This window comes from Kitasatospora sp. NPDC048662 (assembly GCF_055587065.1).
In genome coordinates this window covers 658,744-683,299 of record NZ_JBVJHA010000002.1, presented here as the reverse complement: position 1 = coordinate 683,299, position 24,556 = coordinate 658,744, and the positions used below count along the sequence as shown (strand labels likewise).

General features: G+C 72.7%; 21 protein-coding genes, 2 tRNA genes and 1 pseudogene. 15 read left to right on the top strand and 9 right to left on the bottom strand.

All coding sequences use genetic code 11. The features are described from left to right. Positions 1 to 32: 32 nt before the first annotated feature. Both ACZ6R9_RS09035 and ACZ6R9_RS09030 read left to right on the top strand, forming a co-directional pair. Positions 33 to 1,019, top strand: coding sequence for an aldo/keto reductase (locus ACZ6R9_RS09035; protein ID WP_465537357.1), 987 nt, complete (start codon positions 33 to 35; stop codon positions 1,017 to 1,019). A gap of 240 nt (positions 1,020 to 1,259) precedes the next feature. After that, positions 1,260 to 3,074 (top strand): ABC-F family ATP-binding cassette domain-containing protein, encoded by a 1,815-nt coding sequence (locus ACZ6R9_RS09030; protein ID WP_380479683.1) that lies wholly within the window; start codon positions 1,260 to 1,262, stop codon positions 3,072 to 3,074. 23 nt (positions 3,075 to 3,097) lie between these two features. Here the strand turns inward: ACZ6R9_RS09030 and ACZ6R9_RS09025 are convergent, their stop codons facing one another. Beyond that, entirely contained in the window at positions 3,098 to 5,005 is a 1,908-nt protein-coding gene (locus tag ACZ6R9_RS09025) for an FUSC family protein (protein ID WP_465537355.1), read from the bottom strand. A 180-nt stretch (positions 5,006 to 5,185) separates the two neighbouring features. On the opposite strand from ACZ6R9_RS09025, the gene ACZ6R9_RS09020 reads away from it, so the two are divergent. Both ACZ6R9_RS09020 and ACZ6R9_RS09015 read left to right on the top strand, forming a co-directional pair. Continuing rightward, positions 5,186 to 5,258: transfer RNA gene (locus ACZ6R9_RS09020), tRNA-Thr, on the top strand. Between the two features lie 168 nt (positions 5,259 to 5,426). Then, a complete protein-coding gene (locus ACZ6R9_RS09015; RefSeq protein WP_465537353.1) occupies positions 5,427 to 6,086 on the top strand; it encodes a LuxR C-terminal-related transcriptional regulator in 660 nt (219 codons plus the stop codon). Positions 6,087 to 6,116: 30 nt separating this feature from the next. Here the strand turns inward: ACZ6R9_RS09015 and ACZ6R9_RS09010 are convergent. Further along, positions 6,117 to 6,323 (bottom strand): annotated as a pseudogene (locus ACZ6R9_RS09010) (helix-turn-helix domain-containing protein); the annotation flags it as partial. A gap of 87 nt (positions 6,324 to 6,410) precedes the next feature. Between ACZ6R9_RS09010 and galE the strand changes: the two are divergent. The 3 genes from galE (at position 6,411) to ACZ6R9_RS08995 (ending at position 9,998) form a co-directional block, all read left to right on the top strand. After that, complete coding sequence (gene galE, locus ACZ6R9_RS09005) at positions 6,411 to 7,370, top strand: UDP-glucose 4-epimerase GalE (protein WP_465537351.1); 960 nt, start codon at positions 6,411 to 6,413, stop codon at positions 7,368 to 7,370. 142 nt (positions 7,371 to 7,512) lie between these two features. Continuing rightward, the gene (locus ACZ6R9_RS09000; RefSeq protein WP_465537349.1) at positions 7,513 to 8,397 is read left to right on the top strand and encodes a LuxR C-terminal-related transcriptional regulator; all 885 of its coding nucleotides are present in this window, start codon (positions 7,513 to 7,515) and stop codon (positions 8,395 to 8,397) included. Between the two features lie 56 nt (positions 8,398 to 8,453). Continuing rightward, positions 8,454 to 9,998 (top strand): polysaccharide biosynthesis protein, encoded by a 1,545-nt coding sequence (locus tag ACZ6R9_RS08995; RefSeq protein ID WP_465537347.1) that lies wholly within the window; start codon positions 8,454 to 8,456, stop codon positions 9,996 to 9,998. Positions 9,999 to 10,185: 187 nt separating this feature from the next. On the opposite strand, the gene ACZ6R9_RS08990 is transcribed toward ACZ6R9_RS08995, so the two are convergent. Further along, a complete protein-coding gene (locus ACZ6R9_RS08990; RefSeq protein WP_380479693.1) occupies positions 10,186 to 10,680 on the bottom strand; it encodes a MarR family winged helix-turn-helix transcriptional regulator in 495 nt (164 codons plus the stop codon). 117 nt (positions 10,681 to 10,797) lie between these two features. On the opposite strand from ACZ6R9_RS08990, the gene ACZ6R9_RS08985 reads away from it, so the two are divergent. Next, positions 10,798 to 11,613, top strand: coding sequence for a methyltransferase domain-containing protein (locus tag ACZ6R9_RS08985; protein WP_465537345.1), 816 nt, complete (start codon positions 10,798 to 10,800; stop codon positions 11,611 to 11,613). Between the two features lie 4 nt (positions 11,614 to 11,617). Here ACZ6R9_RS08985 and ACZ6R9_RS08980 read toward each other — a convergent pair whose 3' ends face one another. From ACZ6R9_RS08980 to ACZ6R9_RS08970, 3 genes are all read right to left on the bottom strand, one after another. After that, positions 11,618 to 12,472 (bottom strand): DMT family transporter, encoded by an 855-nt coding sequence (locus tag ACZ6R9_RS08980; protein ID WP_380479696.1) that lies wholly within the window; start codon positions 12,470 to 12,472, stop codon positions 11,618 to 11,620. Positions 12,473 to 12,528: 56 nt separating this feature from the next. After that, on the bottom strand, positions 12,529 to 13,131 hold the full coding sequence (locus ACZ6R9_RS08975; RefSeq protein ID WP_380479879.1) for a TetR family transcriptional regulator: 603 nt from the start codon (positions 13,129 to 13,131) through the stop codon (positions 12,529 to 12,531). Between the two features lie 122 nt (positions 13,132 to 13,253). Beyond that, positions 13,254 to 14,216 carry an acyl-CoA desaturase gene (locus ACZ6R9_RS08970; RefSeq protein ID WP_380479698.1) on the bottom strand — a complete coding sequence of 321 codons (963 nt, stop codon included), beginning with the start codon at positions 14,214 to 14,216 and terminating at the stop codon, positions 13,254 to 13,256. 240 nt (positions 14,217 to 14,456) lie between these two features. On the opposite strand from ACZ6R9_RS08970, the gene ACZ6R9_RS08965 reads away from it, so the two are divergent. From ACZ6R9_RS08965 to ACZ6R9_RS08940, 6 genes are all read left to right on the top strand, one after another. Beyond that, positions 14,457 to 14,527: transfer RNA gene (locus tag ACZ6R9_RS08965), tRNA-Gln, on the top strand. 91 nt (positions 14,528 to 14,618) lie between these two features. Continuing rightward, positions 14,619 to 16,064, top strand: coding sequence for a bifunctional UDP-N-acetylglucosamine diphosphorylase/glucosamine-1-phosphate N-acetyltransferase GlmU (gene glmU / locus ACZ6R9_RS08960; RefSeq protein WP_465537342.1), 1,446 nt, complete (start codon positions 14,619 to 14,621; stop codon positions 16,062 to 16,064). Positions 16,065 to 16,220: 156 nt separating this feature from the next. Beyond that, complete coding sequence (locus ACZ6R9_RS08955) at positions 16,221 to 17,201, top strand: ribose-phosphate diphosphokinase (RefSeq protein WP_363480300.1); 981 nt, start codon at positions 16,221 to 16,223, stop codon at positions 17,199 to 17,201. 267 nt (positions 17,202 to 17,468) lie between these two features. Continuing rightward, positions 17,469 to 18,083, top strand: coding sequence for a 50S ribosomal protein L25/general stress protein Ctc (locus ACZ6R9_RS08950; protein ID WP_380479702.1), 615 nt, complete (start codon positions 17,469 to 17,471; stop codon positions 18,081 to 18,083). 113 nt (positions 18,084 to 18,196) lie between these two features. After that, a complete protein-coding gene (pth, locus tag ACZ6R9_RS08945; protein WP_380479704.1) occupies positions 18,197 to 18,772 on the top strand; it encodes an aminoacyl-tRNA hydrolase in 576 nt (191 codons plus the stop codon). A 158-nt stretch (positions 18,773 to 18,930) separates the two neighbouring features. After that, positions 18,931 to 19,161: a hypothetical protein gene (locus ACZ6R9_RS08940; protein WP_465537339.1), complete on the top strand. Its 231-nt coding sequence runs from the start codon at positions 18,931 to 18,933 to the stop codon at positions 19,159 to 19,161. Between the two features lie 49 nt (positions 19,162 to 19,210). On the opposite strand, the gene ppc is transcribed toward ACZ6R9_RS08940, so the two are convergent. Then, entirely contained in the window at positions 19,211 to 21,988 is a 2,778-nt protein-coding gene (gene ppc, locus ACZ6R9_RS08935) for a phosphoenolpyruvate carboxylase (protein ID WP_465537337.1), read from the bottom strand. A 201-nt stretch (positions 21,989 to 22,189) separates the two neighbouring features. Between ppc and ACZ6R9_RS08930 the strand changes: the two genes are divergently transcribed. Continuing rightward, positions 22,190 to 23,461, top strand: coding sequence for a sensor histidine kinase (locus tag ACZ6R9_RS08930; RefSeq protein ID WP_380479710.1), 1,272 nt, complete (start codon positions 22,190 to 22,192; stop codon positions 23,459 to 23,461). Positions 23,462 to 23,465: 4 nt separating this feature from the next. On the opposite strand, the gene ACZ6R9_RS08925 is transcribed toward ACZ6R9_RS08930, so the two are convergent. Together ACZ6R9_RS08925 and ACZ6R9_RS08920 are read right to left on the bottom strand one after the other, a co-directional pair. Continuing rightward, positions 23,466 to 23,927 (bottom strand): SUKH-3 domain-containing protein, encoded by a 462-nt coding sequence (locus ACZ6R9_RS08925; RefSeq protein ID WP_380479712.1) that lies wholly within the window; start codon positions 23,925 to 23,927, stop codon positions 23,466 to 23,468. Positions 23,928 to 24,009: 82 nt separating this feature from the next. After that, complete coding sequence (locus ACZ6R9_RS08920; protein WP_380479714.1) at positions 24,010 to 24,468, bottom strand: YwqJ-related putative deaminase; 459 nt, start codon at positions 24,466 to 24,468, stop codon at positions 24,010 to 24,012. Positions 24,469 to 24,556: the final 88 nt, after the last annotated feature.

Genomic DNA, 24,556 nt, shown 5'->3' with positions numbered 1-24,556 from the left:
CCGGGCGGGCTGCGGAGACGAGGGGAACCCGGATGCGCAAGCGCACCATCGGATCCGACCCGCACACCCGTCGTGAGGTCAGTGTGCTCAGCCTCGGCGCGATGCTGTTCGGCACGCTCACCGACGAGGCCACCTCCTTCGCCCTGCTGGACCGGTACGTCGAGGCGGGCGGCACGTTCATCGACACCTCGAACAACTACGCGTACTGGCAGGACGGCAGCCAGGGCGGCATCAGCGAAGAGGTGCTGGGCCGGTGGCGGGCCAGCCGCGGCATCACCGACGAGGTGGTGATCGCGACCAAGCTCGGAGCCCGTCCGAAGGCCCCCGGCACCGGGTTCATCGAGAACGGCGAGGGGCTGTCCGCCGAGGTGATCCGGGCGTCCGCCGAGGCAAGTAGGAAGCGTCTCGGGGTGGAGAAGCTCGACCTGCTGTACGCGCACGTCGAGGACACCCGGGTGCCGCTCGCCGAGACCGTGCACGCCTTCGGGGAGCTGGTGAACGAGGGGACGGTCGGGCTGCTCGGCGTCTCCAACCACTGGTCCTGGCGGGTCGAGCGGGCCCGCAACCTCGCTGCGCGGGCCGGGCTGCCCGGCTACGAGGTGCTCCAGTACGGCCACACCTACCTGCGCCGGCGCGGCGACTGGCCCGGCCTGCTCAGCCAGGACGGCGACCAGGCCGCCGTCCAGGGCGACCTGATCAGTTACCTCAAGGAGAGCCCCGAACTCACCCTGGTCGCGTACTCCCCGCTGCTCGGCGGCGGCTACGTCCGCGAGGACAAGCCGCTCGGCCCGTCCTTCGACCATGCGGGAACGCCGGCCCGCCTCGCGGCGCTCGACGCGGTGGCCCGCGAGAGCGGGGCGACCCGCAACCAGGTGGTGCTGGCCTGGCTGCTCGGCGGCGAGCTGCCGGTGATTCCGCTGGTGGGGGCGTCCTCGGTGGCGCAGCTGGAGGAGAGCCTGGGGGCGCTGGACCTGGAACTGACGGGCGAGCAGCGGGACTTGTTGGACGGGGCCAGGTAGTTGAGGGGTGTGGGGAACTGCGCGACAAGCGCAAGGCCCCCACCGCAAAGTCGCGATCAAGTGCAAGTCATTGGCCCGCGTCGCGATCTTGCGGTTGGGGCCTTTCGCTTCGCGCAGTTCCCCGCGCCCCTGTTTCGCGCCCACCTGCGTTCGCAGCTCCCCCCGCGCCCCCGATTTCGCTCCCGCTGCGCACTAGGCTGGGGTTCGTTCCACCCCCCTTCCTCACAGGAGTGCAGCTTCGTGGCCGTCAACCTCGCCACCATCGAGTCCGTCACCAAGGTGTACGGCACCAGGGCCCTGCTGGACGGGGTGAGTCTTGGCGTCAGTGAGGGCGACCGGATCGGGGTGGTGGGCCGGAACGGGGACGGCAAGACGACGCTGATCCGGATGCTGGCGAAGCTGGAGGAGCCGGACGGCGGGCGGATCACCCACTCGGGCGGTCTGCAGATGGCGGTGCTGACGCAGCACGACTCGCTGGACCCGAAGGCGACGATCCGGCACGAGGTGATCGCGGACCGGGCCGACCACGAGTGGCTGGGCGATGCCCGGATCCGGGACATCATCCAGGGGCTGTTCGGTGGGCTGGACCTGCCGGGGTTCGCGAACGGCCTGGACACCGTGATCGGGCCGCTGTCGGGTGGTGAGCGCAGGCGCATCGCGCTGGCGAAGCTGCTGCTCGGCGAGCCGGACCTGATCGTGCTGGACGAGCCGACCAACCACCTGGACGTCGAGGGCATCGCCTGGCTGGCGAAGCACTTGCAGAACCGCCGTTCCGCGCTGGTCTGCGTCACCCACGACCGGTGGTTCCTGGACCAGGTCTGCACCCGGATGTGGGACGTTCAGCGTGGTGAGGTCCGCGAGTACGAGGGCGGCTACTCGGATTATGTGTTCGCCCGTGCCGAGCGCTCCCGGATCGAGGCGACGGAGGAGCAGAAGCGGCAGAACCTGGCCCGCAAGGAGCTGGCGTGGCTGCGTCGCGGCGCCCCGGCCCGGACGTCCAAGCCGCGCTACCGGATCGAGGCGGCGAACGCGCTGATCGCGGACGTGCCGGAGCCCCGCGACAAGTCCGAGCTGATGAAGTTCGCCAACGCGCGCCTGGGCCGGACGGTCTTCGATCTGGAGGACGTGACCGTCAAGGCGGGCGAGAAGCTGCTGCTGGAGCGGCTGACCTGGCAGCTCGGCCCGGGCGACCGGATCGGTCTGCTGGGTGTGAACGGCGCCGGCAAGACCTCGCTGCTGCGGGCGATGCAGGCCGCGTACGCGACCGACGGGGACGTGCAGCCGGCCGGTGGCGTGATCAAGGTCGGCAAGACCGTCCGCCTGGCGTACCTCTCGCAGGAGGTGGCCGAGCTGGACCCGGAGACCCGGGTGCTGCAGGCGGTCGAGCAGGTCCGTGGCCGGGTGGATCTCGGCAAGGGCCGGGAGATGAGCGCCGGGCAGCTGTGCGAGCAGTTCGGTTTCGGCAAGGACAAGCAGTGGACGCCGGTCGGCGACCTGTCCGGTGGTGAGCGCCGCCGGCTCCAGCTGCTGCGGCTGCTGATGGACGAGCCGAACGTGCTGTTCCTGGACGAGCCGACCAACGACCTGGACATCGAGACCCTCAACCAGCTGGAGGACCTGCTCGACGGCTGGCCCGGCTCGATGATCGTGATCAGCCACGACCGGTTCTTCATCGAGCGGACCACCGACACCTCGTACGCGCTGCTCGGCGACCGCCGGATGCGGATGCTGCCGAACGGCGTGGACGAGTACCTGGAGCGCCGCACCGCGATGGCGGAGGCCGCCGCCGCGGCCGCGGCCGCGCAGGTCCCGGCCGTCGGCGCGGAGAGCTCCGGCCTGTCGGCGGGCGACCTGCGGGCGGCGAAGAAGGAGATGCAGAAGCTGGAGCGGCAGATCGCCAAGCTGGACCAGCAGGAGTCCAAGCTGCACGCCCAACTGGCCGAGCACGCCGCCGACTTCTCCAAGGTCGCCGAGCTGGACGCGCAGCTGCGCAAGGTCCGCGAGGAGAAGGAGGAGCTGGAGATGGGCTGGCTGGAGCTGGCCGAGCAGGTCTGATCCGCCGAAGCTCGTGCGGGCCGTCAGCCGACCAGCAGCTGGTCCAGTTCGTCCGCGGCGCGGGCCAGCGCGCTGCGCGTCGGGTCGTGCGGCCCGGTCGGGCGGGCGGCGCGGCCGGACGGCGGGTGGTGGGCGCGGGCGGCGTCGGTGAGGCGGTCGAGCGAGTGCAGCACCCGCTCGATCACCTCCGGCTCGGGTTCCCGTCCGCCGTACCGGAGTTGGGCGGCGTACGCGGCGACCGCGCCGGACAGCCGCTCCAGCGCGGCGGTGGCGGGCAGCCACTGTTCGGCGAGGCGTCCGGCGGGCGGGGGTTCGGCCAGGCCCAGGTCGACCTGCCGACGGGCGTCGGCCAGGGCCCGGTAGACGGTGCGGCGCAGCCACACCTCGGCGACGGGCTCGCCCCGGGCCACGGCGGCCAGGTATTCGCGGACGGTGGCGGCGGCCGTGACGATGCCGGGCTCGATCCGGTGCGGGGTGCGTTCGGGCCACAACAGGTAGCCGAAGACCAGCACGATCGCGCTGGCGAGCGTGGTGTCCAGCACCCGCGGCCAGAACTCGGCGGCGCCGCTCTCCCCGCCGAGCTGCACCAGGATCAGCGCCACCGGCGTCATCACGGCGGTGTTCAGCCCGTAGTGCGCGGCCGTCGAGTACGGCAGCAGCGCCACGCACAGCGACACCGCGACGCCCAGCGCCCACTCGTCGGTGGTCAGCGCCAGCAACGCCGCCGTCGCCGCGATGCCGAGCACGGTGCCCAGCACCCGGCTGACGGCCCGCTGGAACACCGAGCCCAGATCCGGCTTCAGGACGAACGCCACCGTCAGCGGCACCCAGTAACTGCGGCTCAGCGTCAGCGCGTTGACGGCCGCCTCGGCGACCGCCACGCACAGCGCGACCCGCAGGCCGTACCGCACCGAGCCGCGCGAGAGCAGGCGGGCGCGCAGCCGCCACGGGTCGGGCGGCGGCGGGGCAGCGGTGTCCAGCGGGGCCCAGCGGCCCGCGACGGTGTCGGCAGCGGCCCGCAGCGCGGTGTCGAACGCCGTCCTGGACGGGGTGTCCGGCTGCCAGTCGGGGTACGCGGGCTCGGGGCCGCCGGTGATCTGCCGGGCCAGCGCCGCCGGGAACCGGGCCAGCTCCGGCGGCACCGGCCGCCACGCCCAGAGCAGCCCGGCGGCGGCCTCGGTGGCGCCCAGCGCGGCCTCGTACGAGCGGCGCAGCCGGCGCAGCCGCTCCGACTCCTGGCGGCCCGGGCGGGACGGTGGCAGCAGGTCCTGCATCTGGTTGAGGCGCCCGGTCAGCACCCGGCGGGCCGCCGCCCCGTCCGGGGTGCCGAGCGCGGCCAGCAGGCCGCCGAGCGCCCGGTAGACGTCCGCCAGCGCGACGGTGCGCGGGTCGGTCCGTACGTCGGTGCGGTAGCGCACGCCCAGCAGCAGCACCAGCGCCGCGCCGCACGGCATCATCGCGGGCGCCGCCCACCACGGGTGCGGCAGCGCCATGCCGCCGCCGAGGGAGGCCGACACCAGCAGCAGCATCCCGGCCGCCGAACCGCGCGGGCCGGTCGCGGACAGGGCGCCGCCGGCGAAGCCGATCAGGGTCAGGGCGAGGCCGACCAGCAGCCCGCTCGCGCCGTGGTGCTGGAGCGCCGCGCCGATCAGCATGCCGGTGGTGGAGGCGGTCAGCGCCAGCGCGATCCGCGGGGCGCGCAGCCGCAGCGGCTCCACCCGGTCGTTCATGGTGGCGTGCATCGCGCCCAGCCCCGCGAAGACCCCGAGATCCAGCCGGCCGAACAGCAGGCCCGCCAGCAGCGGCACCGCCATCCCGAGCGCCGCCCGCACCATCGGCCGCCACGGCACCGGCGGCCGGGCCGGCCGCAACGCCAGCGCCCACCAGGCGGAACGGTCGGGGGAAGGACGACTGCGGCCGGGGGCTGACACAGGATCACGCGCTTTCGCCGAACGGGAGTTCGCGGCTGCTGGGCGACATTGCACGGCAGATCGGGTCTTCTCGGGCAGTTTAGCCCGCCCACCTGGTCGAAGCGGATTTCCCAACCGGTCCGCCGACCATGTAATGTCTCCCTCGTCGCAAGGGGAACCGAGAGGAACCCGGAGCAACAAGCCCCTATAGCTCAGTCGGTAGAGCGTCTCCATGGTAAGGAGAAGGTCTGCGGTTCGATTCCGCATGGGGGCTCAGCAGACAAAGGCCCCGCCGTTCGGCGGGGCCTTTGGCGTTTGCGCGTTTCCGCGCTCCCTCAAGTCTTCGCCAAACCACGGGCCCTGCCCGGTACGTCCCCTGGCGGCCCGCGCACGAATGCGCTGTGATGGTGCGTCTGTCTTGCCGAACCGGGGAGGGGGCGGCATGAGCGTGCGGCTCGTGGTGGCGGACGATCACCGACTGATGGCCGAAGCCCTGGGCACCGCCCTGCAACAGCGCGGCCACCGGGTGCTCGGGGTGGGCTCGCCGTGCGGTGCGGTGCTGGACCTGGTCGTCGGGCGGCGCCCCGAGGTCTGCTTATTGGGCACGGCCGCCGGCCCCGACGACCCGTTCGACACGCTGCGCCGGCTGCGCCGCGACCGTCCGGAGATCGCCGTGGTGGTGCTGGGGCCGCTGAGCGCGCCCGGCCGGGTCGCCGCCGCGTTCGCCGCCGGTGCGGCGGGCTATGTGCGCAGCGACGAGCGGATCGACGTGGTGGACCGGGCGATCGCCCGGGTGCGGGCGGGGGAGGCGGCCGTCGCCGTCGAGGTGCTGCGCGCCGCGTTCGAGCACCTGCTGTGGCCGGTCGTCGAACCCGACGACGAGGCGGTGCGGCTGCTGCGCCTGCTGACCCGCCGCGAGGTGCAGGTGCTGGCCAGGATCGCCGACGGCGAGGACACCGCGGCGATCGCCGCCGCGATGCGGATCGCCCCGTCCACGGCGCGCACGCACGTCCAGCGGGTGCTGACCAAGCTCGGCGCCCGCTCCCGGCTGGAGGCCGCCGCGCTGGCCGCCCGCACCGGGATGCTGGATCAACTGACTTGAAACCCAAGGGTGTTCAGCGCGGCGCGCGAAGGCGGAGGGCGGGACGCCGGCGGTGCGGGTGAACTCGCGGGTCGGGTGTGCGTGGTCGCGGTGGCCGAGCTCGGCGGCGAGCCGGGACCAGTCCGGGGCACCCGGGCGCTGCGCCGCCTCCAGGGCCTCGTGGATCCGGTGGCGCGGGATCACCCACTTCGGGGGGACGCCCACCCGGGCGGCGAACCGGCGTTGCAGAGCGCGCACCGTCAGAACTGGGCGGTCGGACCGGCCGTTTGGTCAAGTGCCATATGCTCCGAGCGAGGAACACCGAGTGTTGCGGAGGTCGAGGGCATGAGCAAGTACCTGGTCACGGGCGGAGCCGGCTACGTGGGCAGCGTGGTGGCGGCGCACCTGCTGGAGGCGGGGCACCGGGTGACGGTGCTGGACGACCTGTCGACCGGTTTCGCGGAGGCCGTGCCGGACGGTGCGGAGTTCGTCCGCGGCCGGATCCAGGACGCTGCCGAGGTGCTCGACCCGTCCTTCGACGGGGTGCTGCACTTCGCCGCGTCCTCGCAGGTCGGCGAGTCGGTGGCGGACCCGGAGAAGTACTGGCGCAACAACGTGGCCGGCTCGCTGGAGCTGGTGTCGGCGATGCGCAAGGCCGGCGTCGGCAAGCTGGTGTTCTCCTCCACCGCGGCGGTGTACGGCGAGCCGGAGGAGGTGCCGATCAAGGAGACCGCGCGCACCTCGCCGACCAACGCCTACGGCGCCACCAAGCTCGCCGTGGACCACCTGATCACCTCCGAGGCGATCGCCCACGGCCTCGCCGCCGTCAGCCTGCGGTACTTCAACGTGGCCGGGGCGTACGGCCGTTACGGCGAGCGGCACGAGCCGGAGTCGCACCTGATCCCGCTGGTGTTCCAGGCCGCGCTCGGGCAGCGCCCGCACATCGCGGTGTTCGGCGAGGACTACCCGACCCCGGACGGCACCTGCATCCGCGACTACATCCACATCGCCGACCTGGCCGAGGCGCACCTGCTGGCGCTGGACGCCGCCAAGTCCGGCGAGCACCTGATCTGCAACCTCGGCAACGGCACCGGCTTCTCGGTGCGCGAGGTGATCGAGTCGGTCAAGCGGGTCACCGGCCGGGAGATCCCGGTGCAGTTCGCCGACCGCCGTCCGGGCGACCCGGCGGTGCTGGTGGCCGCCGCGGACCGGGCCCGGGAGACCCTCGGCTGGACGCCGAAGCACTCCGAACTCGACCGGATCGTCGCCGACGCCTGGGAGTTCACCCTGGCCCACCGCGCCTGACCAGCCCCGCTCCCGGCCCGACTCCGACCCCCGAAGTCCCTGCGTACCGGAACTTCACCAAATCCCCACGCCGTACGGGTGGCCGCCCGTACGCTGATTCAGGCACCGGTGGGGGTCGGGCCAGGAGCAGGGGGGCAGGACGATGGGGCGGATTCGCGTCCTGGTGGTCGACGGCCACCGCATTTTCGCCGAGGCACTCGCCACGGCACTCGCCGCCGAGCCCGACGTGGACGTCGGGGCGGCCGGCAGTGCCGCCGCGGCCGAACGCGCGCTGGAACGGGCGGCGGTCGAACGCCGCCCGTACGACGTGTTGCTGGTCGACGCCGACCTCGGCGCCGTCGCGCCACCACCGCAGCGCGGCTCCGTGCCGCAGCCCCGCCACCTCCCGGGAGTGCCCCAACACCGGCCCGTTGCCGGGCAGTTGACGCACCCACCGGCCGCCGCGCGGCCGCCCGCCGACGGGGCGCGGCCGCCGGGCGACGGGATCGCCCTGGTCGGCCGGGCCTGCCGGGCCCACCCGGCGCTGCGGGCCGTGATGCTGGCCGTCACCGACGACCCGCAGCGGGCCGTCCGCGCCCTGCAGGCCGGGGCCAACGGCTGGGTGGCGCGAGAAAGCTCGCTGGGCGCGCTGATGGCGGTGATCCGCGGCGTGCTGCGCGAGGAGACCCACCTGCCGCCCGCCCTGCTGACCGGGGTGGTCCGCGAACTCACCTCCGCCCGGCGGGACCGCTCCGAGAGCGAACGCCTGGTCGCCGCGCTCACCCCCCGCGAGGAGGAGGTGCTGCGCTGCATGGTGGCGGGCCTGGGCAGACAGGCGGTGGCCGAGCGGCTGTTCCTGTCCCCGCACACCGTCCGCACCCACATGCAGAACGTCCTGGGCAAGCTGGGGGTGCACTCCACGCTCGCGGCGGTCGCCGTCGCCCGCCGCGCCGGGATCGCCCCCTCCGAGCCGCCCTCGCCGCCCGCCGCGCCAGCCCCCGTCCCACCGCCGACCGTCGCCTCGACCGCAGGCCCCGGCGCGGGCTGAACGAGCCCCGCCTTCCGAGCAGGTTCCACTCCGTGATCAGCGAGACCGGAGGTCAGATGTTGCCGCACCGCGCTTCCGCACGCCCGCACGCAGCCCGCACCCGCACCCGCAGTCCCGAGCAGCGCTTCGGCGCGGCCGGCCTGCGCACCCTGGTCGTCGGGGCCGGCGCGGCCGGCACGGCACTGGTCCGCGACCTGGACCGGACCCCGGAGTTCGGCCTCACCCCCGTCGGGGTACTGGACGACGACCCCGCCAAGGCCGGCCGGCACGTCTGCGGCCGCCCCGTCCTCGGCCCGCTCGCCGACCTCACCCGCCACGCCCTCGCCCACCGCGCCCAGGTGGTCGTCCTCGCCATCCCCGGCCTGCCGCACCAGCGCGTCCGCGAACTCGCCACCGCCGCGGCCGCGGCCGGCGCGGCCGTCCGCTACCTGCCGTCCTTCCTGTCCGCGCTGCGCCGCGCCGTGGTCGGCTCCGACCTGCGCACCCTGGACGTCAACCGGCTGATCGGCCGCCACGAGGTGCACGTGGTCTCGCCCGACGTGCGCACCGTCATCGAGGGCCGCCGGGTCCTGGTGACCGGCGCGGGCGGCTCCATCGGCAGCGAACTCTGCCGCCAGGTCCAGGCGTTCGGCCCGGCCGCGCTCTACATGCTCGACCACGACGAATCCAACCTGCACCGGCTCCAGCTCGACATCTGGGGCGAGGCGCTGCTCACCGACGAATCCCTGGTGATCGCCGACATCCGGGACCGCCCGCGGATCCAGCAGATCTTCCGCGACCTGCGCCCCGAGGTGGTCTTCCACGCCGCCGCGCACAAACACCTGCCGCTGCTGGAACGCCACCCCAGCGAGGCCGTCAAGTCCAATGTGCTCGGCACCGACCACCTGGTCGAGGCCGCGCTCGCCACCGGCGTCGAACGTTTCGTCCTGATCTCCACCGACAAGGCCGCCGACCCGACGTCCGTCCTCGGCGCGAGCAAGCGCCTCGCCGAGCTGATCGTCCAGGCCAACGCGCGGGACGCCCGCAACCTCGGCACCGGCGTGTTCGCCGCCGTCCGCTTCGGCAACGTGCTCGGCTCGCGCGGCTCGCTGCTGTCCGTCCTGGAGGAACAACTGCGCAGCGGCGGGCCCGTGACGGTCACCCACCCCGACGTCACCCGGTTCTTCATGACCATCGAGGAGGCCGTCGGCCTGGTGCTGGAAGCCGGACGGATGGCCGAAGGCGGCGAGGTCTTCGTGCTCGACATGGGCGAGCCGGTGCGGATTGTGGATCTGGTCCACAACTTCGCGGAACAGGTCCAGCTGGACGCGGACGAGGTCGAGATCCGCTACACCGGGCTGCGGGCGGGGGAGAAGCTCAACGAGGCACTGTTCTCGGACACCGAGGAACGGCTTCCCACCGCGCACCCGCGGATCTTCGCGACGGCGGCGAATGCGACTGGCGTCGAGGATCTGGCCGGGGGTCTCACCGCGTTGTACGGGGCCGCGACGGGCAACGAGGACCCTGTCGTCCGCAACTGCCTGGCGGCGCTGCTCCCCGGCTACAAGAGTGCCCCGGACAAGCCTCCGGCGCTTTCGGCCCTGTACCCGGACGGGTTTTAGTTTTTGGGGGCTCGGGGAACGGCGAGGCCGGGACTGCGGATGGTCGAACCCTGCGATGCGGTCGTGCTGCTTCGGGTGTCTTGAGGTACCGGGAGACCAAAAACGTATGCACGCTCAGCGCCCTGTTGATCAACCGCAGACTCGGCCCCGCCGTTCCCCGGGCCCCTGCGGGGCCTCCTGAGGAGCCCTAACCTGCGCGGTCGAAGGGGATGACCAACTGGCGCAGCAGGGAAGCGAGTTCGGCGCGCTGGGTGGGTGCCAGCCGGGCCAGGATCTCGCGTTCGTGGGTGAGGAGGCCGGCCAGGGCCTGGTCGGCCTTGTCGCGGCCGGCGTCGGTGAGGCGGACCAGGACGCCGCGGCGGTCGTCGGGGTCGGGGAGGCGGACGACCAGGCCCTTGGTGGTGAGGCGGTCGATCCGGTTGGTCATGGTGCCGGAGGTGACCAGGGTCTGGGTGAGGAGCTGGCCGGGGGAGAGCTGGTAGGGGTCGCCGGCCCGGCGCAGCGCGGTGAGGACGTCGAATTCCCAGGGTTCGAGGCCGTGCTCGGCGAAGGCGGTGCGGCGGGCGCGGTCCAGGTGGCGGGCGAGTCGGCTCACCCGACTGAGGACCTCAAGGGGTTCCACGTCGAGGTCGGGGCGCTCTCGGCGCCATGCTGCGACCAGGCGGTCGACCTCGTCCTCCATGAGGATCAGTGTATCGGCGGATGTGTCGATGTGAAGTCTCTTGACATCAAGAGATAACAAAGGAACGCTCGGCGCTCGAAAGATATCTTGACGTCGAGATACTTCTGGAGGTTCGCCATGCCCGCCGACTGGGACGCCCACCAGTACCTGCGCTACGCGGAGGAACGCATCCGGCCGCTGGGCGAACTGCTCGCCCGGGTCCCCGAACTCCCGCCCCGCCCCACCGTGCTGGACCTCGGCTGCGGCCCCGGCAACTCCACCGCCGTGCTGCGCCGCCGCTGGCCCGGGGCCCGCCTGCTCGGCCTGGACACCTCGCCCGCCCTGCTGGAGGCCGCCCGCACCACGGGCGAGCCCAGTGCCGAGTACCGGCTGCAGGACGTCACCGCGTACGACCCGGCGCCCGAGCGGCCCGACCTGATCGCGTCCAACGCCGCCCTGCACTGGATGGACACCCCGACCGCCGACCACCTCACCCTGCTGCCCCGCTGGGCGGCCGCGCTGCGCCCCGGCGGGGTGATCGCCTTCCAGCTGCCCGGCAACTTCGCCGCCCCCAGCCACACCCTGCTCGCCGAGCTGCGCGGCAGCGCCCGCTGGCGCGAGCGGCTGGGCACCGTCCGCCCGGACGCGTCCTGCCACGCCCCGGCGCGCTACCTGGAGGCGCTGCTGGCCGCGGGCTGCACGGCCGACGTCTGGGAAACCACGTACCTGACGGTGCTCCAGGGGCCGGACCCGGTGCTGGAGTGGGTCAAGGGCACCACGCTGCGCCCGGTGCTGGAGCGGCTGCCCGACCCGGCCGAGCGGCAGGAGTTCCTGGCGGAGTACGGCGCGCTGCTGCGCGAGGCCTACCCGGCGACCGACCACGGCACGGTGTTCCCGTTCCGCCGGGTGTTCGCGGTGGCCCTGAAGAACCAGCCGACCGCGCAGGTGAATTGACTGATCATCGCTTCGCGCTGGGCAGGGCCGGGTGGCGGCCCAGCACCACCACGCCGACCACGATCGCGGCCATCCCGGCGCTCTGCCAGGCCAGCGCGGCGGGAGTGATCCGGACCCGGTCGCCGAGGAAGCCGACCGCGCAGGCGATGCCGGCCAGCGGCTGGGCGGCGGTGAGCGCGGGCAGGGACATCCGCAGCGGTGCGGCCTCGAACGCGGACTGCACCAGCAGCAGGCCGACCACGCCGATGCAGACCACGCTGTACGGCTGCCAGGAGGCGAACGCGGCGGTGACGCCGTGCCGGTCGATCAGGTCGAAGGTGGCCCGGGTGAGCGCGTCCTGGAGGCCGTAGAGCAGGCCGGCGGCCAGTGCGAGCAGGGTGGCCTCCTCGAACAGCGGGAGGTGGCGGGCCACCGAGACCAGCAGCACGGCGAGGCCGGAGACGGTGCCGATGACCAGCCACTGCCGCAGCGGCCCGACGCCGGGGCCGCCGCCCTGGGGCTGGCCGGCGGCGATGAACGCGGTGACGCCGAGTGCGATCAGCGCCACGCCGATCCACCCGGAGCGGCCCAGCCGGGTGCCGGTGATCCGGCGGGCCAGCAGCATCGCCCAGACCAGGTTGGTGGCCAGCAGCGGCTCGACCAGGGTGACCTCGCCCTGGCTGAGCGCCAGCGCGGACAGCACCTGGCCGGCGATCATGAAGCCGATGCCGAGCAGCCAGTCGGGCATCCTCATCAGGTCGAGCAGCAGCCGCCAGCGCAGCAGGTCGCCGCTGGGGGCGCGCTGGGCGGCGTGCTGCTGCAGGACGAAGCCGAGTCCGAGGCAGCAGGCCGCGCCGAGGGCCAGCAGGAAGACCGCCAACGGGTTCTCCTGTCGTGCGGGTCGGCCCGGTGGCCCCGGTGGCGGGGCCGGGCCGGTCAGTTCTTGCGGTCCCCGACCAGCTTGGGGTGCCGTTCCAGGCCCTCCAGGCCGTGCCAGGCCAGGTTGACCAGGTGGGCGGCGACCTCCGCCTTGGCGGGCTTGCGCACTTCCAGCCACCACTGGCCGGTCAGCGCCACCATGCCGACCAGCATCTGCGAGTACATCGGTGCCAGCCTGGCGTCGAAACCCCGGGACTTGAACTCCAGGCCGAGGATGTCCTCGACCTGGGTGGCGATGTCGCTGATCAGCGAGGCGAACGAGCCGGTGGACTGGGCCACCGGCGAGTCCCGGACCAGGATCTTGAAGCCGTCGGTGGAGGTGTCGATGTAGTCCATCAACGCGAACGCGGCCTGTTCGAGCAGCTCCCGGGAGTGTCCGCCGGTGAGCGCGCCGGTGACCATGTCCAGCAGGAGCTGCATCTCGCGGTCGACGACCACCGCGTACAGGCCCTCCTTGCCGCCGAAGTGCTCGTAGACGACCGGCTTGGAGACCCCGGCGCGTTCGGCGATCTCCTCCACCGAGGTGCCGTCGTAGCCGCGCTCGGCGAAGACCGTCCGGCCGATCTCCAGCAGCTGCTCGCGGCGCTGCTTGCCGGTCATCCGCACCCGGCCGCCTGTCTTCGCGGCGGCGCCGCGGGCCCCGCCGCGCCGCGAAGGCTGCTGATGGCCGGCGCTGTCTCCGTTGGTCCCGTTCACCCCTCCATCATGCTGCAGGCGCTGCCTCATGCGGCGCGGCGGGCGGCGATCCGCTCCGCACCCGGCCAGCGGACGTCGGCGGCCCAGCCCGCCTTCTCGAACCAGCGGATGACCCGCGCCGAGGAGTCGACCTGGCCGCGGAGCACGCCGTGCCGGGCCGAGGTCGGGTCGGCGTGGTGCAGGTTGTGCCAGGACTCGCCGCAGGACAGCACGGCCAGCCACCACACGTTGCCGGACTTGTCGCGGGACCTGAAGGGGCGTGAACCGACCGCGTGGCAGATCGAGTTGATCGACCAGGTGACGTGGTGCAGCAGGGCGACCCGGACCAGCGAGCCCCAGAAGAAGGCGGACAGCGCGCCCTGCCAGCTCCAGGTGGCCAGGCCGCCGATCACCGCGGGCAGCGCCAGCGAGAGCGTCGTCCACAGCCAGAACAGCCGGGAGATGCGCCGCATGGCCGGGTCGCGGACCAGGTCGGGCGCGTACTTGAGCTGCGGGGTCTGCTCCTCGTCGAACATCCAGCCCATGTGCGCCCACCACAGGCCCTTCAGCAGGGCGGGCACGCTCTCGCCGTAGCGCCACGGGGAGTGCGGGTCGCCCTCCTTGTCGGAGAAGCGGTGGTGTCTGCGGTGGTCGGCGACCCAGCGCACCAGCGGGCCCTCGACGGCGAACGAGCCGAGCACGGCGAGGCCGATGCGCAGCGGCCGCTTGGCCTTGAACGCGCTGTGGGTGAAGTAGCGGTGGTAGCCGACGGTGATGCCGTGGCAGGTGAGGAAGTACATGGCGACGGCGATGCCGGCGTCCAGCCAGGACAGCCCCCAGCCCCAGGCGACCGGGACGGCGGCCAGCAGGGCCAGGAACGGCACGGCGATGAACAGGGCGAGGGTGGCTCGTTCCAGGGGGCCCTGTTTCTCGCCGCCCCTGGTGGCGGACATGCGGGGGAGAAGGTCCTCGGCGGCGCTCGGCGGCGCCTGCCCGGCCTGGATGGTCATGGCGCGTCCCGGGGAGGAGGGTGGTGCCAGCGGATACCTACGTTTCCGTAACCTACGGCATCGTAGGTATCGGACGGCGGTAAGCGGAAGGCTCGCGCGCGGGCGTGTCGCGGTGTTCGTCGGCGGGATTCGTGCCGGACGCCGGTCCGTGGCGGGTGCGTCGTTCGTGTGCTTGGCGGAAGGTGGTGGAGCTACGGGCCGTCAACCCGTAGGCTGTGCGGGGCGCGGTAACCGCGCTTTTCCGCCGTGGTGTAATGGCAGCACAGGGCCCTTTGGAGGCCTTTGTCTGGGTTCGAATCCTAGCGGCGGAGCCCTTTGCGACTGTTTCGGTCGTTTTCCGTCCGTCTCGTCTCGGTATTCTCGGTGCACCCTCACCCCGCATCGACCGAGGAGTCTTCCCGCGTGAGTGCCAACCAGCCCGCTGCCGTGATCGTGCTCGCCGCCGGGGGCGGTACGCGGATGAAGTCCAAGGCCCTGCCGAAGGTGCTGCACGAGATCTGCGGCCGTTCCCTGGTGGGCCACGCCGTGTCCGCCGCCCAGGAGTTGACGCCCGGTCAGCTGCTGGTGGTGGTCGGCCACCTGCGCGAGCTGGTGCAGGCGCACCTGGCCGAGCACTACCCGGCGGCCCGCCCCGTCGTGCAGACCGAGCAGCTCGGCACCGGCCACGCGGTGCGCACCGCCCTGCGGGCGCTGACCGCCGACGGCGTGGAGCTGGACGGCACCGTGCTGGTCACCACCGGCGACGCGCCGCTGCTGACCGGCGGCACGCTGTCCGCGCTGGCCGCCGCGCACGCCGAGCAGGGCAACGGCGTCACCGTGCTGACCGCCCTGGTCCCCGACGCCACCGGCTACGGGCGGATCCTGCGCGAGGCGGACGGCGCCGTCGCCGCGATCGTCGAGCACAAGGACGCGAGCCCCGAGCAGCTGGCGGTCAACGAGATCAACTCCGGGGTGTTCGCGTTCGACGCCAAGCTGCTGGCGCACGCGCTGTCGCTGGTCGGCACCGACAACTCGCAGGGCGAGGAGTACCTGACCGACACCTTGGAGATCCTGCGCCGCGAGGGCCACCGGGTGGGCGCGGTGGTGGCCGCCGACCACCGGGAGATCGTCGGCATCAACGACCGGGTGCAGCTGGCCGAGGCCCGCCGCCTGCTCAACGACCGGCTGCTGGAGCGGGCGATGCGGGCCGGCGTGACGGTGGTCGACCCGGCCTCCACCTGGCTGGACGTCCAGGTCACCTACGAGCCGGACGCCCTGGTGCATCCCGGCACCCAGCTGCTCGGCGCGACCCACCTGGGCGAGGGCTGCGAGGTCGGCCCGCACACCACGCTGACCGACACCTCGGTCGGCGCGGGCGCCCGTGTGAGCAACACCACGGCGGAGCGCGCCGAGATCGGCCCGGAGGCCTCGGTCGGCCCGTACGCGTACCTGCGGCCGGGCACCAAGCTGGCCCGGAAGGCGAAGGCCGGCACCTACGTGGAGATCAAGAACTCCGAGCTGGGCGAGGGCGCGAAGGTGCCGCACCTGTCGTACATCGGGGACGCCTCGATCGGTGAGGGCACCAATGTGGGTGCGGCGTCGGTCACAGTGAACTACGACGGCGTGAACAAGCACCGCACGGTCATCGGGGCCCACTGCCGCACGGGTTCCGACAACATGTTCATCGCCCCGGTCACGGTCGGTGACGGCGCGTACACCGCCGCCGGATCCGTGATCACCAACGACGTTCCGGCCGGTTCGCTGGGCGTCGCGCGGGCCCAGCAGCGCAACATCGCGGGCTGGGTTGAGCGGAAGCGGCCCGGTTCGGCGTCCGCCCGCGCGGCTGCCGCGGCATCCTCCGCGGAGTAGCCGGACGCGGCGGCCGGGGAATCCTGAGGACAGGTCCCCGGCCGTCGGCCGCGGTCCGGGGCGCGTAACCTGAAGTACATACGTGCGCCATCGGGCCTGCTGGGCCGTGCCTCGGCGTACTCACCCTGAGTGGCAATAACACGAGGAGACGGTGCAGTGAGCGGGATCACGACCTCCGGCGAGAAGAAGCTCAAACTCTTCTCCGGTCGAGCCCACCCGGAACTTGCCGAGGAGGTCGCCCGCGTACTGGGCACCGAACTCGTCCCGACCAAGGCCCTGGACTTCGCCAACGGCGAGATCTACGTCCGATTCCTGGACTCCGCGCGCGGCGCCGACTGCTTCGTGATCCAGAGCCACACGGCTCCGATCAACCAGTGGATCATGGAGCAGCTGATCATGATCGACGCGCTGAAGCGCGCGTCGGCCCGCAGCATCACCGCGATCCTCCCGTTCTACGGCTACGCCCGGCAGGACAAGAAGCACCTCGGCCGCGAGCCCATCTCGGCCCGCCTGATCGCCGACCTGCTGCGCCAGGCCGGTGCCGACCGCCTGATGGCCGTGGACCTGCACACCGCGCAGATCCAGGGCTTCTTCGACGGCCCGGTCGACCACCTGTTCGCGCTGCCGATGCTCGCCGACTACGTCGGTGACCGGGTCGCCGACCGGTCCAAGCTGACCATCGTCTCGCCGGACGCCGGCCGGGTGAAGGTCGCCGACCAGTGGTGCGACCGCCTGGACGCCCCGCTGGCGATCATCCACAAGCGCCGCGACATGACGCAGGCCAACACCATCCTCTCCGCCGAGGTGGTCGGTGACGTCAGGGGCCGCACCTGCGTCCTGGTCGACGACATGATCGACACCGCCGGCACCATCTGCGCCGCCGCTGACGCGCTGTTCGACGCCGGCGCCGCCGACGTCATCGTGGCCGCCACCCACGGCGTGCTCTCCGGCCCCGCCGCGGACCGGCTGAAGAACTCCCGGGTCAGCGAGTTCGTGTTCACCAACACCCTGCCGACCCCGGCCCAGCTCCAGCTGGACAAGATCACCACGCTGTCGATCGCCCCGTCGATCGCCGCCGCCGTGCGCGAGGTGTTCGAGGACGGCTCGGTCACCAGCCTGTTCGAGGGCGTGCACTGATCCCTCACGGGAGCTGACCCCCCGTCGGATCCTTGATTCGGCCCCCGGTTCCGTCTGGAACCGGGGGCCGATTTCACGTCCGCGCCACCCCCCGGTTAGTCTGGGGAGACTGCTCGGCGAGGGATGCCCATTTCGGTGCTCCGTGATCGACGCGCGAGAACGATGCGCTTTGATCGAACCGCCGAGTGTCCCCCCAAACGCAACTGAGGGTGTGGCCCGGCGGTTCTGTCGTTCCTGCACCCCTTCGCATTTCCGAGGAGTGCAGTCGTGTCCGAGATCCGCATCGCCGCTGAGTCCCGCACCGAGTTCGGCAAGGGTGCCGCCCGTCGCGCCCGCCGCGCCGGCTTCGTCCCCGGTGTCGTCTACGGCCACGGCCACGCCCCGGTTCACCTGAACCTGCCCGGCCACGACCTGATGATGGCCCTGAAGACCCCGAACGCCCTGCTGGTCGTCCCGATCGACGGCAAGGACGAGTACGTGCTGCCGAAGGCCGTGCAGCGCGAGGCCATCAAGCGCTCCATCGAGCACGTCGACCTGCTGCTGGTCAAGCGCGGCGAGAAGGTCACCGTCGAGATCCCGGTCCACACCGAGGGCGAGCTGGCCCCCGGCGGCAACCTGATCGAGCACGTGCTGAACGCCCTCCCGATCGAGGCCGAGGCCACCCACCTGCCCGAGTCCGTCACCGTCTCGATCGAGGGCCTGGAGGCCGGCGCCTCCATCACCGCCGGCGACATCGCCCTGCCGGCCGGCGTCGCGCTGGCCGTCGAGGCCGACGCCGTCGTCCTGCAGGTCATCGGCGCCCAGGCCCCCGAGGCCACCGAGGAAGAAGAGGCCGAGGCCGCCGAGGCCGCCGAGGGCGAAGAGGCCGCTGTCGAGGCCTGATCCTCGCGATCTTCTCCGCCGCTGCCCCGGCCGTCCCGCTTCCGCGCGGGCGGCCGGGGCAGCGGCATGTCCGGGATGATGGACGACGCAACGACACCCGCGTGAGGAGCGGCATGAGCGAGTACGACGGCCCCTGGCTGGTGGTGGGCCTCGGCAACCCCGGCGAGGGCTACGCCCGCAACCGGCACAACATCGGCTTCATGGTGGTCGACCTGCTGGCCCAGCGGATGGGCGCCAGGTTCAAGGCCCACAAGAGCCGCGCCCAGGTCGCCGAAGGGCGCCTGTCGGGCAAGCGGGCGATCCTCGCCAAGCCGATGAGCTTCATGAACCTCTCGGGCGGTCCGGTCACCGCGCTGCGCGACTTCTACAAGGTGCCCGCCTCGGCGATCATCGCCGTCCACGACGAACTCGACCTCGACTACGCGGGCCTGCGGATCAAGCTCGGCGGCGGCGACAACGGCCACAACGGCCTGAAGTCGATCACCAAGTCGCTCGGCCCCGACTACCACCGGGTGCGCTGCGGCATCGGCCGTCCGCCCGGCCGGATGGAGGTCGCCGACTTCGTGCTCAAGGACTTCTCGTCCACCGAGCGCAAGGACCTCGACTGGTTCGTCGACCGCTCCGCGGACGCCGTCGAGGCACTGCTCGCCGACGGCCTGGAACGCGCACAGCAGAACTACAACTCCTGACCGGCGCCGACCACCCTCCGTACACAACATTCATGCAACGCTTGCCTCGTGGAAGCTGACTGGTGGTCAGAACACGCCAGGAATCGGATACCGTCGGACCCGGTGCAAGGATTGAAGTGCCGTCACTGGGGGTATGGAGCGTGATCCGCTCGAAGCGTGTGGGCAAGGTCGTCGGTGGCACCGTGCTGTGCCTGGCCGCCGGAGGATGGGCCGGCACGCCCGCGCTGGCCGCCGAACCCGTCAGCACCGTCACCCCCGAGCCGGCCGCGGCCAAGCTCGCCCCGCCCACCGGCTCCGTCGGCTCGGCCGGCGTGTACGCCGTCGGCGGCGGCCTGGTGGTGGTGGCCGGCGGTGCGGCGACCTGGCTGCGCAAGCGCAAGAAGGCCTAGGCAGACGAACGAGGTCCGCTCCCCGGGGAGCGGACCTCGTCGCGTCCGGTCAGCCGGTGTTGCGCAGGCCGGCCGCGATGCCGTTGACGGTCAGCAGCAGGGCGCGGGCCCGCAGCGGGTCCTCGGGGCGGCCGAGTGCGACCTCCTCGCGCTGGCGGCGCAGCAGCGCCACCTGGAGGTAGGAGATCGGGTCGAGGTAGGCGTCGCGGACGGTGAAGGTCTGCTTCAGGACCTCGTTGTGCTCCAGCAGCTCGGACTCGCCGGTCAGCCGCAGCACCTCGCGCAGCGTCAGTTCGTGCTCGGCGGTGATCTGGTCGAAGACGTGCCGCAGTTCGGCGGGCACCAGCTGCTCGACGTAGTGGCGGGCGATCCGCAGGTCGGTCTTGGCCAGCGTCATGGCGACGTTGGACAGGAAGTTGCGGAAGAAGTGCCAGTTCCCGTACATCTCGTCGAGCACGTCCGACAGGCCGGCCGCGCGGGCCGCCGCCAGGCCGGAGCCGACGCCGTACCAGCCCGGGACGATCTGCCGGGACTGCGTCCAGCCGAACACCCACGGGATGGCCCGCAGGCCGTCCAGGCCGGCGCCGCTGTCGGGGCGGCGGGACGGGCGGGAGCCCAGGTGCAGGGAGGCCAGCTGGTCGACCGGGGTGGAGGCGAAGAAGTACTTCGGCAGGTCCTCCTGCTCCACCAGCGCCCGGTAGGAGGTGTGCGCGGCCTCCGAGACCCGGTCCATCGCGGCGTCCCAGCGGGCCAGCTCCTCCGGGGCCTGACGCGGGGCGGTGTGCAGCGCGGACGCGGCCAGCGTGGCGGAGAGGGTCAGCTCCAGGTTCTCCCGGGCCAGCGACGGCAGCAGGTACTTGTCGGAGATCACCTCGCCCTGCTCGGTGACCTTGATCTCGCCCTCCAGGGTGCCCCAGGGCTGGGCGAGGATCGCCTCGTGCGAGGGGCCGCCGCCGCGGCCCACGGTGCCGCCGCGGCCGTGGAACAGCCGCAGCCGGATCCCGTACCGGTGCGCCACGTCGCGCAGCCGGCGCTGGGCGCGGTGGATCTCCCACTGCGAGGTGGTGATGCCGCCGAACTTCGAGGAGTCCGAGTAGCCGAGCATGACCTCCTGGATGTCGCCGCGCAGCGACACCAGCAGCCGGTACGAGGGGTCGGCGAGCATCTCCTCCAGGATCCGGTCGGCCTGCTGGAGTTCGTCGGTGGTCTCCAGCAGCGGCACGATGCCGATCTTGGCGATGCCCGCGTGCAGGTCGATCAGCCCCGCCTCGCGGGCCAGCACCACGGCCGCGAAGACGTCGTCCGCGCCCTGGCACATCGAGATGATGTACGACTCGACGATCTCGTCGCCGAACCGCTCGAAGCCCTGCCGGATGGTCCTGAACACGCCGAGCGTCTTGGCGCCCGCCGGGTCCAGCGGGGCCGGGGTCGGGGCCAGCGGGCGGCGCGAGCGCATCTCCTTCGACAGCAGGCGCTGGCGGTACTCGCGCGGCATGTCGGTGTAGCGCCACGCCTCCTCGCCGAGCCGGTCGAACAGCTGGCCCAGCGCGTGGTGGTGCGCCTCGGCGTGCTCGCGGACGTCCATGGTGGCGAGCTGGAGGCCGAACGCCTCGATGGTGCGGATCGCCCGGGCGAGCCGGCCGTCGGCGATCAGGCCGCCGCGGTGGGCGCGCAGCGAGTCCTGGATCAGCTTCAGGTCGGCGATCAGGTCCCGGGTGCCGACGTAGTCGCGGCCGGGGACGTGCGGGGTGCCCGCGGCCAGCCGGTCGCGGGTGTTGTCGAGCTTGATCCGGATGCAGGTGGCCTTCAGCCGGTACGGCTCCTCGGCGTTCATCCGCTTGTAGCGCGGGCTCAGCTCCGGAAGGTGCGTCAGGTCGGCGTCCAGCGAGGTCAGCAGCTCCTCGGAGGCGCCCGCCAGGCGCACCGAGGTGGACAGCGAGGCGCGCAGGTCGTCGATCGCCGCCAGCGCGTCCTTGATGCCGTACTCGTGCTGGAGGTTGAGCACGTCCCAGGTGACCTGCGGGGTGACGTTCGGGTTGCCGTCGCGGTCGCCGCCGATCCAGGTGCCGAAGGTCAGCGGGCGCACCCCCTCCGGCAGGGTCAGGCCGACCCGGGCGAGTTCCTCGTGCAGCTCCTCCAGCACCGCGGGCACCGCCTCGCGGTACAGCTCGTCCAGGTAGTAGACGGCGTTGCGGGCCTCGTCGGTCGGCTCCGGGCGGGCGATCCGCAACTCGTCGGTCTGCCACAGCAGGTCGATCACCTCGGCGAGGCGGCGGTCGGCCTGCCTCCGCGCGGAGGTCTGCCGGGCGGAGTCGGCCTGGCCGGTCGCCGCCTGCTCGCGGTGGATCCGCTCCAGCAGCTCACCGACCCGGCGCAGCTTGTTCAGCACGCTGCGGCGGGCCGCCTCGGTCGGGTGCGCGGTGAACACCGGACGCACCGCGAGGTGGGCCAGCGTGTCGGCCAGGTGCTTCGGGTCCGCCTCCTTCAGCTGGTCGGCGGTCTGCGCCAGCACCGAGCCCTCGCGGGCCCGGCGGGAGGCGAACTCCCGTCCGCGGTGCACCTGTTCGGTGACGTTCGCGAGATGGAAGTAGGTGGAGAAGGCGCGTACCAGCTTCGCGGCGGTCTCCAGATCGATCGACGCCAGCAACTGGGCCGTCGCCTCGCCGTCGGTACGGCTCAGCAGGCGCACCTGCTCGACCAGGCCCAGCAGTTCCGGGCCCTCCTGACGCACGAGGGTCTCGCCGAGGAGGTCGCCGAGGCGGCGGATGTCCGCCCGCAGCGCGGCGTTGTCCGCGTGCTCGGTGGGCGTGGGGATCGGAGCGGTCACGGCTGGCTCCCTGTGGTGGTGGGGGTGTTCGGCAACGGCTCTGCCATCACCGCAGTGCGGGTGACGGGTGCGGACCGCGCTGTCCGACGGGCAACAGCATAGGTGGCACCCGGTGCCAGATCGGAGAGGTGGCCGGATGGCGGACACCTGGGGAGGGACGGGTGCCGGGGCGGGCGGAGGGCACTGCGTAAGGTGTCCGTTATGAGTGAACAGCCGGCGGGGGACGGCGTGTGGTGGTGGACGCGAAGGCGCAGTGCGGCGCTGGACGTGGCTCTGGCGCTGGCGGCCGGGCTGGAGTGCGCCGTCGGGGCGTTCTCCTTGCTGCGGGGCCGGATGCAGCTGGACACGCCGGTCGTGGTGGTCGGGGTGGTCCTGGGAGCGCTGGCCGGCGGTTCGCTGCTGGTGCGGCGCAGGTGGCCCGCGCTGCCGGTGGTGGTGGCGCTGGTGTTCGTGCCGGGCCTGTTCGGCGTGACGCTGCTGGTGGTGTCGCTGTACACGCTGACGGCGACCTGGGAGTGGCCGACCCGGCGGGCCCGGGTGATCGTGCTGTCGGGCGTCGCGATGCTGGAGACCTTCGGCATGGCGATGCTCGCGATGTTCGCGCCGAGCCAGCCGCCGCCGCCCCGGGATGTGGTGCCGCCCAGCTGGGCGCTGGTGCTGGTGGCCGCGGCCGTCGCGGTCGGTACGGCGACCGCCCCGGTGGTGACCGGCCTGTACATCGGGGCGCGGCGCCGCCTGGTGGAGTCGCTGAAGGACCGGGCGGAGGGCCTGGCCACCGAGCTGACGCTGCTCGCCGAACAGGCCAGGGAGCGGGCCTGGCGGGCCCGCGCCGAGGAACGCACCCGGATCGCCCGGGAGATGCACGACGTGGTCGCGCACCGGGTCAGCCTGATGGTGGTGCACGCGGCGGCGGTGGAGCGGATCATCCCCAAGGACCCGGCGAAGGCCCAGCAGTCGGCGGCACTGATCGGCGAGGTCGGCCGGCAGGCGCTGGACGAACTGCGGGAGATCCTCGGCGTGCTGCGGATGACCGAGCCGCAGGACCAGGTGGAGGCGCCGGTCGGCGGCCTCGGGGAGCTGGCGGAGCTGGTGGAGCAGTCCCGGGCGGCCGGCATGGCCGTCTCGCTGACCGTCAGCGGCGAGCACCTGGCGTACGTCGCGGAGGCCGAGCAGACCGCGTTCCGGGTGGTGCAGGAGGGCCTGACGAACGCCCACAAGCACGCCGGCGGGGCGCGGGTGACGGTGCTGCTGGCGTACGTGCCGAACGGGGTGCGGGTGTCGGTGGTCAACGACTGCCCCGGCGGTGCGGCCATGCCGGTGGCGCTGCCGAGCGGCGGCAACGGCCTGGTCGGGATGCGCGAGCGGGTGATGGCGCTGGGCGGGATGTTCCACGCCGGGCCGGAGAACGGCGGCTTCCGGGTCGAGGCGGTGCTGCCGTCCCGGCTGCGGCTGGCCGTCGAACCGCTGGCCTGACCCGTCAGCTCCCGGTGGCCGTGCGCAGCCGGTGCGGGGTCAGGCCGAGGACCAGGGTGGCCAGCGCCTGGTCGACGCTGTGGCCGAGGAACCACTCGCCGGTGTGGTCGAGGCTGTAGACCCGGCCCTGCTCGTCGATGGCCAGCAGCGCCTGCCCGTGCAGCTCCTCGCCGAGCGGGGCGAGCCGGGTGTCCAGGGCGCGGCCGAGGTCGGTGAGGGTGCGCGGGGCGTGCAGGCCGCAGCGCGGGTCGAGCAGGAACGGAGTGCGGGCCATCGTCCGCCCGGGGCCGGGGACGTCGAAGGCCAGGCCGCCGAACTCGGCCCAGGCCTCGATCGCGGCGGGGAACACCGAGTGCTGCGGATCCAGCGGACCGCCGTACGCGACCATCGCATCGGCCCACTGTTCGGCCTGGCGGATCTCCCACCGGCCCGGGTGCCAGCCGGCCTGCTTGAGGGCGGCGGCCACGTCGGCCGGGAAGCGGGGCTGGGTACGGACGGTGCTGGCGTTCAGGACGTGCTCCGGTGGTTCGGGGACGGGGAATGGAGGGTCAGCGGCGGCCGGGCGGCCCGACCGCGACGCTGGCCACGTTCAGATGATCCAGCAGCGGAGCGCAGGAACGGCACGGCGGCGCGTGCGTGCCGTGCGCCGGATCGCCCTCCTCGCGGATCCGTACCGTGGTCATCCGGGCGCCCTTCAGCGCCTTGCGGGCCTCCTGCACCGTCATCGGCTTGCGCGAGGCCCGCTTCGAGCGGGACGCGTCGACCTGCCCCAGGAACTGCGACAGCAGCGCCGGCTCCGGGCAGCGGCCGAGGAAGCGCTCGCGCTTGTCGACCGGCAGCGCCGCCAGGAACTCGCCGACCAGCGGGTGCAGCATCGGCGACAGATCGGACTTCTCCCCGGCCAGCGTGTGCACCTCGCCGCCGCGCAGCATCAGCGCCGCCGCCACCGCGGGCAGCAGGCTGTCGCGCTGGTGCCGCAACACGGGCGGCGGGCCCGACTGGTCCATGACTGCTCCTCGACGTTGTACGGCGCACCGGCAGTTCTCCGCTGCCGGGGGTCTGCTGACGGACGGTGAATCCTCACCCCGATGTGTC

Coding starts and splice junctions, on each gene's coding strand:
- ACZ6R9_RS09035 (WP_465537357.1), top strand. CDS start 33: ATGCGCAAGCGCACCATCGGATCCGACCCGCACACCCGTCGTGAGGTC.
- ACZ6R9_RS09015 (WP_465537353.1), top strand. CDS start 5,427: ATGAGCGTGCGGCTCGTGGTGGCGGACGATCACCGACTGATGGCCGAA.
- galE (WP_465537351.1), top strand. CDS start 6,411: ATGAGCAAGTACCTGGTCACGGGCGGAGCCGGCTACGTGGGCAGCGTG.
- ACZ6R9_RS09000 (WP_465537349.1), top strand. CDS start 7,513: ATGGGGCGGATTCGCGTCCTGGTGGTCGACGGCCACCGCATTTTCGCC.
- ACZ6R9_RS08995 (WP_465537347.1), top strand. CDS start 8,454: ATGTTGCCGCACCGCGCTTCCGCACGCCCGCACGCAGCCCGCACCCGC.
- ACZ6R9_RS08990 (WP_380479693.1), bottom strand. CDS start 10,680: ATGGAGGACGAGGTCGACCGCCTGGTCGCAGCATGGCGCCGAGAGCGC.
- ACZ6R9_RS08985 (WP_465537345.1), top strand. CDS start 10,798: ATGCCCGCCGACTGGGACGCCCACCAGTACCTGCGCTACGCGGAGGAA.
- ACZ6R9_RS08975 (WP_380479879.1), bottom strand. CDS start 13,131: ATGACCGGCAAGCAGCGCCGCGAGCAGCTGCTGGAGATCGGCCGGACG.
- ACZ6R9_RS08970 (WP_380479698.1), bottom strand. CDS start 14,216: ATGACCATCCAGGCCGGGCAGGCGCCGCCGAGCGCCGCCGAGGACCTT.
- pth (WP_380479704.1), top strand. CDS start 18,197: ATGAGCGAGTACGACGGCCCCTGGCTGGTGGTGGGCCTCGGCAACCCC.
- ACZ6R9_RS08930 (WP_380479710.1), top strand. CDS start 22,190: ATGAGTGAACAGCCGGCGGGGGACGGCGTGTGGTGGTGGACGCGAAGG.
- ACZ6R9_RS08920 (WP_380479714.1), bottom strand. CDS start 24,468: ATGGACCAGTCGGGCCCGCCGCCCGTGTTGCGGCACCAGCGCGACAGC.